We start from the raw sequence: 13,317 nt of genomic DNA on the forward strand, positions 1-13,317 counted from the left end.
CCCCTGCCCATTTTAAGAAAGGCTTTGCCATTATTTAATACGCTCAATTATTTAATACGCTCAATGTTGACACCCAAGCCATGCAATTTGTTTTCCACATTTTCATAGCCACGGTCAATGTGATAAATACGGTCAAGTACCGTCTGACCATCTGCCACCGCCGCCGCCATCACAAGCGACATCGACGCTCGCAAATCAGTTGCCATCACGGGGGCTGCGGTAAAGCCTGACACCCCTGTTACCACCGCTGTATGCCCATCAATCCGAATGTCTGCCCCAAGACGCTTTAACTCTGGCACGTGCATGTAACGGTTTTCAAAGATGTTCTCGATGATGGTGCTTGTGCCATCAGCCAAACAACACACTGCCATCAGTTGAGCTTGCATGTCGGTTGGAAAGCCGGGATGTGGCTGGGTGCGAATATCCACAGGCTTAGGGCGACCTGTCATTTGCACTCGTATCCAATCATCGCCTGTGCTGACGGTTGCGCCCATTTGTTCAAATTTATGTAATACTGGGTGCAAAAACTCTGCCGATGTGTTTTTGGTCAACACATCACCCCCACTCATCAAAGCACCTGCCAAATAAGAGCCTGTCTCAATGCGGTCAGCAATGACACGATATTCACAACCGTGCAAGCTATCTACACCTTCAATCATCATCGTTGCAGTGCCAATGCCATGAATTTTTGCCCCCATTTTGACCAACATGTTGGCAAGGTCAACCACTTCAGGCTCTCTGGCACAATTTTCAAGGCGAGTCACCCCTTTTGCCAACACTGCTGCCATGATGACATTTTCAGTACCGCCAACCGTTACCACATCAAAACTATGGTCACAGCCGATAAGCCGACCACCTTTGGGCGCACGAGCTTTCACATAGCCATTTTCTACCGTGATGGTTGCCCCCATCGCTTCAAATGCTTTTAGGTGCTGATCAACAGGGCGAGAGCCAATGGCACACCCCCCTGGCAAGGACACTTCAGCTTCGCCAAAGCGCGCCAATAATGGCCCTAACACCAAAATAGACGCTCGCATGGTTTTGACCAATTCATACGGGGCAAAACAGCCATCGATGGTCTTAGCATCACAGTTGACGGTATCGCCTTGTTTGTCAATGGCAATGCCCATGCCACCAATCAATTTAATCAAAGTACGCACATCTTGCAGACTGGGGACATTGTGCAGCGTGGTGGGCGTTTTTGCCAAAATCATCGCTGCCAATAGGGGCAATGCGGCATTTTTTGCCCCTGAAATGGCCACTTCTCCAGCGATGCGACCATTGCCTGTGATTAAAAATTTGTCCATGTTATTGCTTCTGTCTGTATTGCGTCAAAAAATATTGCATCAAAAAAATAATGAAATGGTGGCGATGTGTGTTCGGTTGCACTGGCTGTTAAACCATTGGCCATTTCACGAATTGGCTTGATTTTGCCATTCAGCAAAGGTTAAGGCGTGAATATTTAGGGCGTGGATTTCGCCACTACTGATAAAATGGTTGGTCAAGGCATAAACAGCCTGTTGGCGTTGTACCAATCGCTTGCCAGTAAACCCATCATCAATGATACGCAACTCAAACTTATTACCTTGATTGACAGCATCAATGGTGGCGTTAGGAAAATGTGGCTGTAAAAAAGCGATTAAATCATCAGCGGTCATGGGCAACGTCCTAAATGGTTTTGGTCAAATGGTTTGATTATTAGCCATCAAGCTAACAAGCTAAAATGATTAAAAAAGGTTGATTATATCAATCATAAACATGTTTTACCATGCCCAACTTAACCTAACATACATTGTGCGAAGTTTGGCTAATCGGTTTTTATGACTGGCTGTTAAATTCTTTTATGTTGACATTCTGATTGTCGATATTGCCCCACACACCCCATATAGCCATGGTTTTAACAGTTTGCGACTTGTGTCAAGGGTAAAGGCTTCGCCCAGTTATAAAATAAATTAGGCAAAAGCGACCTAATTTATTTTATAACTGCCCTTGACACTGCGTCTTGCAAACTGCTTTTCTGTGGCTATGGGGTGCGATGGGGCGGCATGCTTAAGTTAATACGGTTGAGATTGCTCAAGTGTGTTGCCTGTAGATTGTTGTTGTGGCATTGTGTGCTGAGTGATGAGCTGATTTTTTTGACCACCTTTAATCTTAATGCCTTTAGTTGATATGAGATGACAATCATCATCAGAGATTGTTAATTGCTCACCTTTGGCGTTATAGGCACGGCAATGTTTACCCATAAGAATAACCCCAGAGACACGCAATTCATCGTTAGCAGATAATAGCTTATAGTCATTTGGCAGACGCTCGGCATATAATTCTTGTTCTCGTGCGTACATGGCATTGCCATCATCTGCCATTTGATTGACTGGTACTACTTGAGCAGACACTGGATTGACTTGTTCAGTAACCGTTTCAATAACTTCGGTTGTCTCTATTTTGTCAAAATCACGATACCACGATAAACCAAAATACAAAGCCGTGGCAAAGGCTAACAGTGCCAATACAGCTATGATGGCAACAGCGATAAATACACGCCTTGCTTTATGATTGACTTGCTTTGTTTTGACATGGTTAGCCCCATCGTCAACAGACTTGTAAAGTGCAAATATTTCAGGATAAAGAGTATGTTCAAATTCTTGTATTGCTGATTTTTTCCAAGTTTTTGACACGCTGTCTATTCTATCAATGGTTTGCGGAAAGACAAAACAATGAGTTTTATTAGGGTCGTTGTAGGGGTTGCTGAAATGCAGATGACGCACCATCAGCTTTCTAACTGCTGGGTGCAGTAAACTTGGGTCTTGAGCGACAAAGAACACTTGTTTGCCATGATGCCTTAACATTGTCAATTGAGCAACTTCAGGGTTACTGTTGATTGTTTTACTGCTATTACTAAATCGCTCAATAGTGCCAGCTTCATCATAGATGACAATGCTGTTTTTTTCAGCGTCTTTTATCCAGTTAAAATCGGCATTGGCTAAAGTAAGCCTGTCATGCTCTAAAGTAACACCATCAACGTTAATCAAGTAAATATTTATGTCTGTGTCATCAAGCAAGCATTTGATTTGTGTCATAACAAAGTGCGATTTACCAGCACCTTGTAAACCCGTAATTAAGCCATTGCCAAGGCCGTTAATGTTGTAATTTGGCTTAATATCACTCATGTGATTTTGCTCTTATGCTTAAACGTGTTGATAATATTGTCAATCTGATGACATATGCCCCAACTATCATTGACACTGCTTTATCAACCCCCATCAATCCAAGTAAACCAATATAATCACTGTCTATCATGTCAAAGGCATTAATAAACTTGGTGAGATAGTAATTAAAGACAACAAGAACCACTGCCCCACTCGTTAGACCCAACCCAGCACCCAGTAACAATCGCTTAATGCCACTATGCAAAATGACATTGCCCACATTAACAACATTACTCCAAATGCTCATAGCGGTGTATCTCCTATTATTCTAAGACTGGTGAATGATGCCCATAACAGTATCAATACTTTAAGCATGACTGCCCCACGACAAACTATGTCCATCGGAAAGACAATAGATGCCGCCTTGCCTAAGAAAGGTACGTTAAACAAAGGGTTAAAAGGACATGATGACGGTAAGGTTAGATAATTATTTTGAGCGATGCTTTGCCAGTCAAAATGACTGCCATCATCAACAGACACAGCAGAATTGTCATCAAGTGGTGGTATGCTACCTTGAAACCAATCAATGAAATCACAAATCTTTTTATTAAATGGATTTGTTGAGCATTGTTGTGGGCGATTTAATGTGTCAATGATTGTATCAAGCTTGGCATTTGTTTGAACAATCTGTTGTGCCAACTCATTCAGTTTAGCCTGAAGTTGTGTGTCATCATATTTGTTAGCATTGATTGCGTTAATAACTGCTGTTAAGTCAACTTCAATGCTTTTTATTTGCTCAAAAGATAAGTTGTTAATGCTTTGATTAACTGTGTTAATCGCATTGATAACGTTAGTTAAATCAATATCATGATTTTGATTTTTTATCGCAATAATTAAAGCATTGATTTTGTCATCTGATATGCCGTGATTGTTTGTGATGTGGTTTGTGTTGTTGGTTGTGTTGTGGTTATTGGTTGTGATGTCCCATTTGTAGTTGTTTGTTGTGTGGTTGTGATTGGTTGTGTTGCCACCTGTGCCACCATTGCCATTACCGCCAGTGCTACCATCGCCACCGCTTGGAGTGTTAGGAGTGGTTGGATTAGGGGCAGGTGGCATGGGAAAGTTTGGGATTGGGGGCATGGTTTCAGGGTCGCAGATTTCGACTTTGCCTTTATAATATTTAGCGACATTCCAACCACGAATGCCATAACCACCAATATTATTGTCATATTCATAGTCTCTATCGCCGACATGTATACTACATTGAGCAGACCAGTCATCAATGACTTTTATTTTACGATAGTATTTACCACGAGAAGAACCACTCGATTGTCTTGTTTCTTTGTAACCTTTTTTGTTTAAAAATTCTTTAGACCAAACGTATCTGCAAGCTTGTTCTAGACTGTTAAATGATTTTCTATCTGAAAGTACAATGTATTCAAATTCCCAGCCGTCATTTGTACATGATGCACCGCTATTTGATGAGCTTGATGAGCTTGATGAACTGCTGTTCCATGACCCCCCTGCTCCGCTACCACCAAATTTACCACCACCGCCTGAATAGTCATCGCCCCAGCTACCACCTGCACCTGTGCCACCAAATTTACCGCCACCGCCTGTGTAATCGCCAGTGTCATTTGTGGGGGCTGGTTTTGTGGGTTGTGTTGGTTCACCCCATGAACCGCCTGCACCACCTGCAAATACAGATGTAGCAAAGAACATAGACAAGACTAAAAGATACTTAACCATTGAACATGTCCCTTATTGCTAAGACGCTTATGAATATAAACATCAACCATGTGGCATCGTGTGCAGACATAAAAACCCCCAATAGTGCCAGTCCCAGCGTGACCGCTGTATCTGTCCCTATTGGGGGTTTAGTCTCGCTGATGACTGTTTGTTAATGTGTGATTAAAAAGCAGCCTTTACGTACTTCACGCCTTTTATCACCAACGGTATGGTAACTGCTGATAATGCCACTGCTGTTACCGCAGCTAAGGTAACACCAATGGCTGCGATGATTGATGTTGTGTCTAAAGTAAAGTCAGCGGCATTAGCCGATGACATGGCGGTAATACCAACCGCACCAACGGTAGCGACTTGGTAAGTCTTTTGTTGTACAAAACCCTTTGCACGTTGCCACATGCTTGGTTTGGGTTGTTCTTGCATTGTGTCGATGACACGAACAGCGTTTGACATGTTCATTCTCCTAAAATGACTGCCTCATGCCACGAATACCCATGGCTAAGACGTTGATGATAAGGGCAAAGGTTATCAATGCCCCTGCTAGTTCAGGGGTGATATGGTCATTCCCTGAAATCTGTGTATCTGGTAGTTGTTGCCAGTGTTTACAGGCATACTCACCGTAAATATTGGGTCTGTTTGCTAACTGTTCACAGACTTTCATGTTGTTTACCATTGTTAACTGTCAGTGTGTCAGTTCGCCATGAGCTTGTGTTTGCTCATGGGGTAACCTTGCTATTGTGTGTTGGGTTCACTGGTTTTTTTTAAGACTTAGTAACCTGCGGTTTAGACTTAAAATCTATAGCAACAATGGTTTCTACAGACTTACCATTATTAACGACACGCTCAAAGCTGATTTCTGCTTTAGCGGGTAAATCAACATTAAATATTGTGTCAAATTCAGAAGCGGTAAACGCTTTGAATTCAGCAGTAGATACGCCTTTACCTTTCTTTAAAGGCATTTCAACATAAAATTTGCAATGGTCGTAATCAATGGTTTCACCATCTGAATTTTTAAAAGTGCCTTTGTTCGGATAAGCACCAGTGATTGTTAATTCAGATTTAGTAATCATTTTTAAACTCCTTGTTTGCTAAAATATTTATCAAAGTCTCTGATAAATGGGGTTTGTGGTGGGTACATGGTTATGCTCCTATGCGACATTGATTAAATATTGTTTAAACTCATCAAAGTAAGTTGAAACAGGTTCTTTGTAAGACTTCGGTAAAGGTGCGTTAAAGTCTAGGTTTAATAATCTTAATATTTGGGTTTCTTCATTTTTGGCTAGGTTTTGTAAATCAGAGCGTTTAAAACCTGCGTCTACTAGGGATTTGACATTTCTTTGAAATGTACGTTCATTACTTGTGCGTTTAACCTCATAGAACCCATCTTGTTTTAAGCGCTTATAAAAGTTATAAGCATGACTGGCTCTGGTTGTCGACTTTTTGCCAGTGGGAGTTATGGTTGTTAGCTTATTAAGTAGAATTTCATAAACTTTGATGTCGTCTGTAGGCATGGTAATACCTTGCATTGCTTCAAAAAAATCTTTGGTTTTATGGTGAAATAAGGTTTTATAAATGTCTGGGTTATTTAGCTGATGGCGTAATAATTGCCAAAGGTTCGTCGGTAATCCAAACTGCTTAATCATCTCACGCTTAACAATGACTTCAATTCTTACCGATTTACTTGCAAAATCCTGCACATCATCAGTGAAAATATGGGTTAACTTGTGAATACTGGTTAAACAACCTTTCTTAGCTTTATGTTGAAGGGGTTTAATCTCATTGTTAACCAATTCGACCCCTTTGCAATAAACTTTAAATCCACCAACATCGCTTTTACGACTACCAAAATACAAAGTATTGATACAGCCATCTTTGTTTAAGATACACAAGTTACGATAGCGTCCCCAATCGACGTTACGTAGATACTCACGCACACGAATGGCAGTCTCTAATGATTGTGTTTGAGCAGGTAACGTGATGTCAAAGCGTGAAATCTCAGCATTGGCAAAGTCTAAATACTTACAAAATTCAGGGTATGTCTCTTTAAATACACCAAGCATCTCTAAAATCCCTGTAATCATGTTGCAAGACCCATAAACATTATGACCTTGAACAATTTTAGCGATTGAACAATTCAATTGGACGTAAGGCAGATAGTTGTTTGCACGGTGAAAAAACTTAAAACCTATGCCCGTGTGTGATGTTGGTAAGCTTTCTTGCATGTGATAAAGCTCAAACGGGATTTTAGTGCCATCATCTTGTTTCGATACATAACGAGAGGCAGCCTTTAAATCATAGTCTGTAACATCTCCGATAATCTCATAAACATAATCAGTAGCACGAGTATACATCTTGTGAATTGGTATCAAGACTAAGACTGTATCTATCATTAGAGACATTAAAGACCCCTAAATTAACAATAATTCTATAGAAGTCTATAGAACTATATTTCTATAGTCAACAAAAAATATAAATATTCTATAGAATTCTATAAAAACTTAGTTATACCAAAAGAGGTGTTTATGTCAGAAACTGTATATCTGAAAAAATGGGAAAGAGAAGCCCTTTATAAAAAAATGATAGAGTTAAATAATGAATTGGCAGATAAAGGGTTAAGAGGAATTTCTAAAGAAAGTGAATTAGTCCACAAAATACTAGAAATGACAATTAAAAAAATTGAAGTATCAGAAAGCGGAAGCTTGATAATAAGAACATAAATTAAAAAAACGTCAAATTTGTCGCCTAAACCCACCACCATAGATGGTGGGTTTGTCTCGCTCAGTCGCTCACACTCCTTCCCTTCGCTCAACAATTCACCCTTAGCTTTGCCAAACTTCGCACAATACACATTATGATTACACCTTCGCTAACGCTCAGGCAAAAAACCGCCATGCTTGGACAAGCCTAGCATGGCGAACTTTTGTCATAACCTTGTTACATTGTGCGAAGTTTGGCTAATCGGTTTTTATGACTGGCTGTTAAATTCTTTTATGTTGACATTCTGATTGTCGATATTGCCCCACACACCCCATATAGCCATGGTTTTAACAGTTTGCGACTTGTGTCAAGGGTAAAGGCTTCGCCCAGTTATAAAATAAATTAGGCAAAAGCGACCTAATTTATTTTATAACTGCCCTTGACACTGCGTCTTGCAAACTGCTTTTCTGTGGCTATGGGGTGCGATGGGGCGGCATGCTTAAGTTAATACGGTTGAGATTGCTCAAGTGTGTTGCCTGTAGATTGTTGTTGTGGCATTGTGTGCTGAGTGATGAGCTGATTTTTTTGACCACCTTTAATCTTAATGCCTTTAGTTGATATGAGATGACAATCATCATCAGAGATTGTTAATTGCTCACCTTTGGCGTTATAGGCACGGCAATGTTTACCCATAAGAATAACCCCAGAGACACGCAATTCATCGTTAGCAGATAATAGCTTATAGTCATTTGGCAGACGCTCGGCATATAATTCTTGTTCTCGTGCGTACATGGCATTGCCATCATCTGCCATTTGATTGACTGGTACTACTTGAGCAGACACTGGATTGACTTGTTCAGTAACCGTTTCAATAACTTCGGTTGTCTCTATTTTGTCAAAATCACGATACCACGATAAACCAAAATACAAAGCCGTGGCAAAGGCTAACAGTGCCAATACAGCTATGATGGCAACAGCGATAAATACACGCCTTGCTTTATGATTGACTTGCTTTGTTTTGACATGGTTAGCCCCATCGTCAACAGACTTGTAAAGTGCAAATATTTCAGGATAAAGAGTATGTTCAAATTCTTGTATTGCTGATTTTTTCCAAGTTTTTGACACGCTGTCTATTCTATCAATGGTTTGCGGAAAGACAAAACAATGAGTTTTATTAGGGTCGTTGTAGGGGTTGCTGAAATGCAGATGACGCACCATCAGCTTTCTAACTGCTGGGTGCAGTAAACTTGGGTCTTGAGCGACAAAGAACACTTGTTTGCCATGATGCCTTAACATTGTCAATTGAGCAACTTCAGGGTTACTGTTGATTGTTTTACTGCTATTACTAAATCGCTCAATAGTGCCAGCTTCATCATAGATGACAATGCTGTTTTTTTCAGCGTCTTTTATCCAGTTAAAATCGGCATTGGCTAAAGTAAGCCTGTCATGCTCTAAAGTAACACCATCAACGTTAATCAAGTAAATATTTATGTCTGTGTCATCAAGCAAGCATTTGATTTGTGTCATAACAAAGTGCGATTTACCAGCACCTTGTAAACCCGTAATTAAGCCATTGCCAAGGCCGTTAATGTTGTAATTTGGCTTAATATCACTCATGTGATTTTGCTCTTATGCTTAAACGTGTTGATAATATTGTCAATCTGATGACATATGCCCCAACTATCATTGACACTGCTTTATCAACCCCCATCAATCCAAGTAAACCAATATAATCACTGTCTATCATGTCAAAGGCATTAATAAACTTGGTGAGATAGTAATTAAAGACAACAAGAACCACTGCCCCACTCGTTAGACCCAACCCAGCACCCAGTAACAATCGCTTAATGCCACTATGCAAAATGACATTGCCCACATTAACAACATTACTCCAAATGCTCATAGCGGTGTATCTCCTATTATTCTAAGACTGGTGAATGATGCCCATAACAGTATCAATACTTTAAGCATGACTGCCCCACGACAAACTATGTCCATCGGAAAGACAATAGATGCCGCCTTGCCTAAGAAAGGTACGTTAAACAAAGGGTTAAAAGGACATGATGACGGTAAGGTTAGATAATTATTTTGAGCGATGCTTTGCCAGTCAAAATGACTGCCATCATCAACAGACACAGCAGAATTGTCATCAAGTGGTGGTATGCTACCTTGAAACCAATCAATGAAATCACAAATCTTTTTATTAAATGGATTTGTTGAGCATTGTTGTGGGCGATTTAATGTGTCAATGATTGTATCAAGCTTGGCATTTGTTTGAACAATCTGTTGTGCCAACTCATTCAGTTTAGCCTGAAGTTGTGTGTCATCATATTTGTTAGCATTGATTGCGTTAATAACTGCTGTTAAGTCAACTTCAATGCTTTTTATTTGCTCAAAAGATAAGTTGTTAATGCTTTGATTAACTGTGTTAATCGCATTGATAACGTTAGTTAAATCAATATCATGATTTTGATTTTTTATCGCAATAATTAAAGCATTGATTTTGTCATCTGATATGCCGTGATTGTTTGTGATGTGGTTTGTGTTGTTGGTTGTGTTGTGGTTATTGGTTGTGATGTCCCATTTGTAGTTGTTTGTTGTGTGGTTGTGATTGGTTGTGTTGCCACCTGTGCCACCATTGCCATTACCGCCAGTGCTACCATCGCCACCGCTTGGAGTGTTAGGAGTGGTTGGATTAGGGGCAGGTGGCATGGGAAAGTTTGGGATTGGGGGCATGGTTTCAGGGTCGCAGATTTCGACTTTGCCTTTATAATATTTAGCGACATTCCAACCACGAATGCCATAACCACCAATATTATTGTCATATTCATAGTCTCTATCGCCGACATGTATACTACATTGAGCAGACCAGTCATCAATGACTTTTATTTTACGATAGTATTTACCACGAGAAGAACCACTCGATTGTCTTGTTTCTTTGTAACCTTTTTTGTTTAAAAATTCTTTAGACCAAACGTATCTGCAAGCTTGTTCTAGACTGTTAAATGATTTTCTATCTGAAAGTACAATGTATTCAAATTCCCAGCCGTCATTTGTACATGATGCACCGCTATTTGATGAGCTTGATGAGCTTGATGAACTGCTGTTCCATGACCCCCCTGCTCCGCTACCACCAAATTTACCACCACCGCCTGAATAGTCATCGCCCCAGCTACCACCTGCACCTGTGCCACCAAATTTACCGCCACCGCCTGTGTAATCGCCAGTGTCATTTGTGGGGGCTGGTTTTGTGGGTTGTGTTGGTTCACCCCATGAACCGCCTGCACCACCTGCAAATACAGATGTAGCAAAGAACATAGACAAGACTAAAAGATACTTAACCATTGAACATGTCCCTTATTGCTAAGACGCTTATGAATATAAACATCAACCATGTGGCATCGTGTGCAGACATAAAAACCCCCAATAGTGCCAGTCCCAGCGTGACCGCTGTATCTGTCCCTATTGGGGGTTTAGTCTCGCTGATGACTGTTTGTTAATGTGTGATTAAAAAGCAGCCTTTACGTACTTCACGCCTTTTATCACCAACGGTATGGTAACTGCTGATAATGCCACTGCTGTTACCGCAGCTAAGGTAACACCAATGGCTGCGATGATTGATGTTGTGTCTAAAGTAAAGTCAGCGGCATTAGCCGATGACATGGCGGTAATACCAACCGCACCAACGGTAGCGACTTGGTAAGTCTTTTGTTGTACAAAACCCTTTGCACGTTGCCACATGCTTGGTTTGGGTTGTTCTTGCATTGTGTCGATGACACGAACAGCGTTTGACATGTTCATTCTCCTAAAATGACTGCCTCATGCCACGAATACCCATGGCTAAGACGTTGATGATAAGGGCAAAGGTTATCAATGCCCCTGCTAGTTCAGGGGTGATATGGTCATTCCCTGAAATCTGTGTATCTGGTAGTTGTTGCCAGTGTTTACAGGCATACTCACCGTAAATATTGGGTCTGTTTGCTAACTGTTCACAGACTTTCATGTTGTTTACCATTGTTAACTGTCAGTGTGTCAGTTCGCCATGAGCTTGTGTTTGCTCATGGGGTAACCTTGCTATTGTGTGTTGGGTTCACTGGTTTTTTTTAAGACTTAGTAACCTGCGGTTTAGACTTAAAATCTATAGCAACAATGGTTTCTACAGACTTACCATTATTAACGACACGCTCAAAGCTGATTTCTGCTTTAGCGGGTAAATCAACATTAAATATTGTGTCAAATTCAGAAGCGGTAAACGCTTTGAATTCAGCAGTAGATACGCCTTTACCTTTCTTTAAAGGCATTTCAACATAAAATTTGCAATGGTCGTAATCAATGGTTTCACCATCTGAATTTTTAAAAGTGCCTTTGTTCGGATAAGCACCAGTGATTGTTAATTCAGATTTAGTAATCATTTTTAAACTCCTTGTTTGCTAAAATATTTATCAAAGTCTCTGATAAATGGGGTTTGTGGTGGGTACATGGTTATGCTCCTATGCGACATTGATTAAATATTGTTTAAACTCATCAAAGTAAGTTGAAACAGGTTCTTTGTAAGACTTCGGTAAAGGTGCGTTAAAGTCTAGGTTTAATAATCTTAATATTTGGGTTTCTTCATTTTTGGCTAGGTTTTGTAAATCAGAGCGTTTAAAACCTGCGTCTACTAGGGATTTGACATTTCTTTGAAATGTACGTTCATTACTTGTGCGTTTAACCTCATAGAACCCATCTTGTTTTAAGCGCTTATAAAAGTTATAAGCATGACTGGCTCTGGTTGTCGACTTTTTGCCAGTGGGAGTTATGGTTGTTAGCTTATTAAGTAGAATTTCATAAACTTTGATGTCGTCTGTAGGCATGGTAATACCTTGCATTGCTTCAAAAAAATCTTTGGTTTTATGGTGAAATAAGGTTTTATAAATGTCTGGGTTATTTAGCTGATGGCGTAATAATTGCCAAAGGTTCGTCGGTAATCCAAACTGCTTAATCATCTCACGCTTAACAATGACTTCAATTCTTACCGATTTACTTGCAAAATCCTGCACATCATCAGTGAAAATATGGGTTAACTTGTGAATACTGGTTAAACAACCTTTCTTAGCTTTATGTTGAAGGGGTTTAATCTCATTGTTAACCAATTCGACCCCTTTGCAATAAACTTTAAATCCACCAACATCGCTTTTACGACTACCAAAATACAAAGTATTGATACAGCCATCTTTGTTTAAGATACACAAGTTACGATAGCGTCCCCAATCGACGTTACGTAGATACTCACGCACACGAATGGCAGTCTCTAATGATTGTGTTTGAGCAGGTAACGTGATGTCAAAGCGTGAAATCTCAGCATTGGCAAAGTCTAAATACTTACAAAATTCAGGGTATGTCTCTTTAAATACACCAAGCATCTCTAAAATCCCTGTAATCATGTTGCAAGACCCATAAACATTATGACCTTGAACAATTTTAGCGATTGAACAATTCAATTGGACGTAAGGCAGATAGTTGTTTGCACGGTGAAAAAACTTAAAACCTATGCCCGTGTGTGATGTTGGTAAGCTTTCTTGCATGTGATAAAGCTCAAACGGGATTTTAGTGCCATCATCTTGTTTCGATACATAACGAGAGGCAGCCTTTAAATCATAGTCTGTAACATCTCCGATAATCTCATAAACATAATCAGTAGCACGAGTATACATCTTGTGAATTGGTATCAAGACTAAGACTGTATCTA

17 protein-coding genes are annotated in these 13,317 nt (G+C 40.1%); 1 reads left to right on the forward strand and 16 read right to left on the reverse strand.

Annotation, left to right across the window (positions count from 1 at the left end; genetic code table 11):
• Positions 1-47 precede the first annotated feature (47 nt).
• From murA to WDM69_RS07915, 9 genes are all read right to left on the reverse strand, one after another.
• Positions 48-1,307, reverse strand: a complete 1,260-nt coding sequence (gene murA, locus WDM69_RS07875) for a UDP-N-acetylglucosamine 1-carboxyvinyltransferase (RefSeq protein WP_078307825.1) — start codon at positions 1,305-1,307, stop codon at positions 48-50.
• Between the two features lie 105 nt (positions 1,308-1,412).
• Positions 1,413-1,658, reverse strand: coding sequence for a BolA family protein (locus WDM69_RS07880; RefSeq protein WP_078307824.1), 246 nt, complete (start codon positions 1,656-1,658; stop codon positions 1,413-1,415).
• 396 nt (positions 1,659-2,054) lie between these two features.
• Positions 2,055-3,167, reverse strand: coding sequence for a zonular occludens toxin domain-containing protein (locus tag WDM69_RS07885; protein ID WP_338755268.1), 1,113 nt, complete (start codon positions 3,165-3,167; stop codon positions 2,055-2,057).
• Positions 3,160-3,453 (reverse strand): DUF2523 family protein, encoded by a 294-nt coding sequence (locus WDM69_RS07890; protein ID WP_338755269.1) that lies wholly within the window; start codon positions 3,451-3,453, stop codon positions 3,160-3,162. The genes WDM69_RS07885 and WDM69_RS07890 overlap by 8 nt, the downstream gene beginning before the upstream one ends.
• Positions 3,450-4,868: a hypothetical protein gene (locus WDM69_RS07895; protein ID WP_338755270.1), complete on the reverse strand. Its 1,419-nt coding sequence runs from the start codon at positions 4,866-4,868 to the stop codon at positions 3,450-3,452. Before WDM69_RS07895 ends, WDM69_RS07890 begins: the two co-directional genes overlap by 4 nt.
• Positions 4,869-5,057: 189 nt before the next feature.
• Positions 5,058-5,345, reverse strand: a complete 288-nt coding sequence (locus tag WDM69_RS07900) for a hypothetical protein (RefSeq protein ID WP_338755272.1) — start codon at positions 5,343-5,345, stop codon at positions 5,058-5,060.
• 10 nt (positions 5,346-5,355) lie between these two features.
• Complete coding sequence (locus WDM69_RS07905; RefSeq protein WP_338755273.1) at positions 5,356-5,553, reverse strand: hypothetical protein; 198 nt, start codon at positions 5,551-5,553, stop codon at positions 5,356-5,358.
• Positions 5,554-5,653: 100 nt separating this feature from the next.
• Positions 5,654-5,962: a hypothetical protein gene (locus tag WDM69_RS07910; RefSeq protein ID WP_338755274.1), complete on the reverse strand. Its 309-nt coding sequence runs from the start codon at positions 5,960-5,962 to the stop codon at positions 5,654-5,656.
• A gap of 78 nt (positions 5,963-6,040) precedes the next feature.
• Positions 6,041-7,243, reverse strand: coding sequence for a phage/plasmid replication protein, II/X family (locus tag WDM69_RS07915; RefSeq protein ID WP_338755275.1), 1,203 nt, complete (start codon positions 7,241-7,243; stop codon positions 6,041-6,043).
• 171 nt (positions 7,244-7,414) lie between these two features.
• Between WDM69_RS07915 and WDM69_RS07920 the strand changes: the two genes are divergently transcribed.
• Positions 7,415-7,609 carry a hypothetical protein gene (locus tag WDM69_RS07920; RefSeq protein ID WP_338755276.1) on the forward strand — a complete coding sequence of 65 codons (195 nt, stop codon included), beginning with the start codon at positions 7,415-7,417 and terminating at the stop codon, positions 7,607-7,609.
• A gap of 484 nt (positions 7,610-8,093) precedes the next feature.
• On the opposite strand, the gene WDM69_RS07925 is transcribed toward WDM69_RS07920, so the two are convergent.
• From WDM69_RS07925 to WDM69_RS07955, 7 genes are all read right to left on the reverse strand, one after another.
• A complete protein-coding gene (locus WDM69_RS07925; RefSeq protein ID WP_338755268.1) occupies positions 8,094-9,206 on the reverse strand; it encodes a zonular occludens toxin domain-containing protein in 1,113 nt (370 codons plus the stop codon).
• On the reverse strand, positions 9,199-9,492 hold the full coding sequence (locus tag WDM69_RS07930) for a DUF2523 family protein (RefSeq protein ID WP_338755269.1): 294 nt from the start codon (positions 9,490-9,492) through the stop codon (positions 9,199-9,201). Before WDM69_RS07930 ends, WDM69_RS07925 begins: the two co-directional genes overlap by 8 nt.
• Complete coding sequence (locus tag WDM69_RS07935; protein WP_338755270.1) at positions 9,489-10,907, reverse strand: hypothetical protein; 1,419 nt, start codon at positions 10,905-10,907, stop codon at positions 9,489-9,491. Before WDM69_RS07935 ends, WDM69_RS07930 begins: the two co-directional genes overlap by 4 nt.
• Positions 10,908-11,096: 189 nt before the next feature.
• Positions 11,097-11,384: a hypothetical protein gene (locus tag WDM69_RS07940; RefSeq protein ID WP_338755272.1), complete on the reverse strand. Its 288-nt coding sequence runs from the start codon at positions 11,382-11,384 to the stop codon at positions 11,097-11,099.
• A gap of 10 nt (positions 11,385-11,394) precedes the next feature.
• Positions 11,395-11,592, reverse strand: coding sequence for a hypothetical protein (locus tag WDM69_RS07945; RefSeq protein ID WP_338755273.1), 198 nt, complete (start codon positions 11,590-11,592; stop codon positions 11,395-11,397).
• Between the two features lie 100 nt (positions 11,593-11,692).
• Complete coding sequence (locus WDM69_RS07950; protein WP_338755274.1) at positions 11,693-12,001, reverse strand: hypothetical protein; 309 nt, start codon at positions 11,999-12,001, stop codon at positions 11,693-11,695.
• Positions 12,002-12,079: 78 nt separating this feature from the next.
• The gene (locus tag WDM69_RS07955; RefSeq protein WP_338755275.1) at positions 12,080-13,282 is read right to left on the reverse strand and encodes a phage/plasmid replication protein, II/X family; all 1,203 of its coding nucleotides are present in this window, start codon (positions 13,280-13,282) and stop codon (positions 12,080-12,082) included.
• Positions 13,283-13,317 lie beyond the last annotated feature (35 nt).

Source organism: Lwoffella lincolnii (genome assembly GCF_037201985.1).
In the GTDB taxonomy this organism is placed as follows: domain Bacteria; phylum Pseudomonadota; class Gammaproteobacteria; order Pseudomonadales; family Moraxellaceae; genus Psychrobacter; species Psychrobacter lincolnii.

Coding starts and splice junctions, on each gene's coding strand:
- murA (WP_078307825.1), bottom strand. CDS start 1,307: ATGGACAAATTTTTAATCACAGGCAATGGTCGCATCGCTGGAGAAGTG.
- WDM69_RS07880 (WP_078307824.1), bottom strand. CDS start 1,658: ATGACCGCTGATGATTTAATCGCTTTTTTACAGCCACATTTTCCTAAC.
- WDM69_RS07885 (WP_338755268.1), bottom strand. CDS start 3,167: ATGAGTGATATTAAGCCAAATTACAACATTAACGGCCTTGGCAATGGC.
- WDM69_RS07890 (WP_338755269.1), bottom strand. CDS start 3,453: ATGAGCATTTGGAGTAATGTTGTTAATGTGGGCAATGTCATTTTGCAT.
- WDM69_RS07895 (WP_338755270.1), bottom strand. CDS start 4,868: ATGTTCTTTGCTACATCTGTATTTGCAGGTGGTGCAGGCGGTTCATGG.
- WDM69_RS07900 (WP_338755272.1), bottom strand. CDS start 5,345: ATGTCAAACGCTGTTCGTGTCATCGACACAATGCAAGAACAACCCAAA.
- WDM69_RS07905 (WP_338755273.1), bottom strand. CDS start 5,553: ATGAAAGTCTGTGAACAGTTAGCAAACAGACCCAATATTTACGGTGAG.
- WDM69_RS07910 (WP_338755274.1), bottom strand. CDS start 5,962: ATGATTACTAAATCTGAATTAACAATCACTGGTGCTTATCCGAACAAA.
- WDM69_RS07915 (WP_338755275.1), bottom strand. CDS start 7,243: ATGTATACTCGTGCTACTGATTATGTTTATGAGATTATCGGAGATGTT.
- WDM69_RS07920 (WP_338755276.1), top strand. CDS start 7,415: ATGTCAGAAACTGTATATCTGAAAAAATGGGAAAGAGAAGCCCTTTAT.
- WDM69_RS07925 (WP_338755268.1), bottom strand. CDS start 9,206: ATGAGTGATATTAAGCCAAATTACAACATTAACGGCCTTGGCAATGGC.
- WDM69_RS07930 (WP_338755269.1), bottom strand. CDS start 9,492: ATGAGCATTTGGAGTAATGTTGTTAATGTGGGCAATGTCATTTTGCAT.
- WDM69_RS07935 (WP_338755270.1), bottom strand. CDS start 10,907: ATGTTCTTTGCTACATCTGTATTTGCAGGTGGTGCAGGCGGTTCATGG.
- WDM69_RS07940 (WP_338755272.1), bottom strand. CDS start 11,384: ATGTCAAACGCTGTTCGTGTCATCGACACAATGCAAGAACAACCCAAA.
- WDM69_RS07945 (WP_338755273.1), bottom strand. CDS start 11,592: ATGAAAGTCTGTGAACAGTTAGCAAACAGACCCAATATTTACGGTGAG.
- WDM69_RS07950 (WP_338755274.1), bottom strand. CDS start 12,001: ATGATTACTAAATCTGAATTAACAATCACTGGTGCTTATCCGAACAAA.
- WDM69_RS07955 (WP_338755275.1), bottom strand. CDS start 13,282: ATGTATACTCGTGCTACTGATTATGTTTATGAGATTATCGGAGATGTT.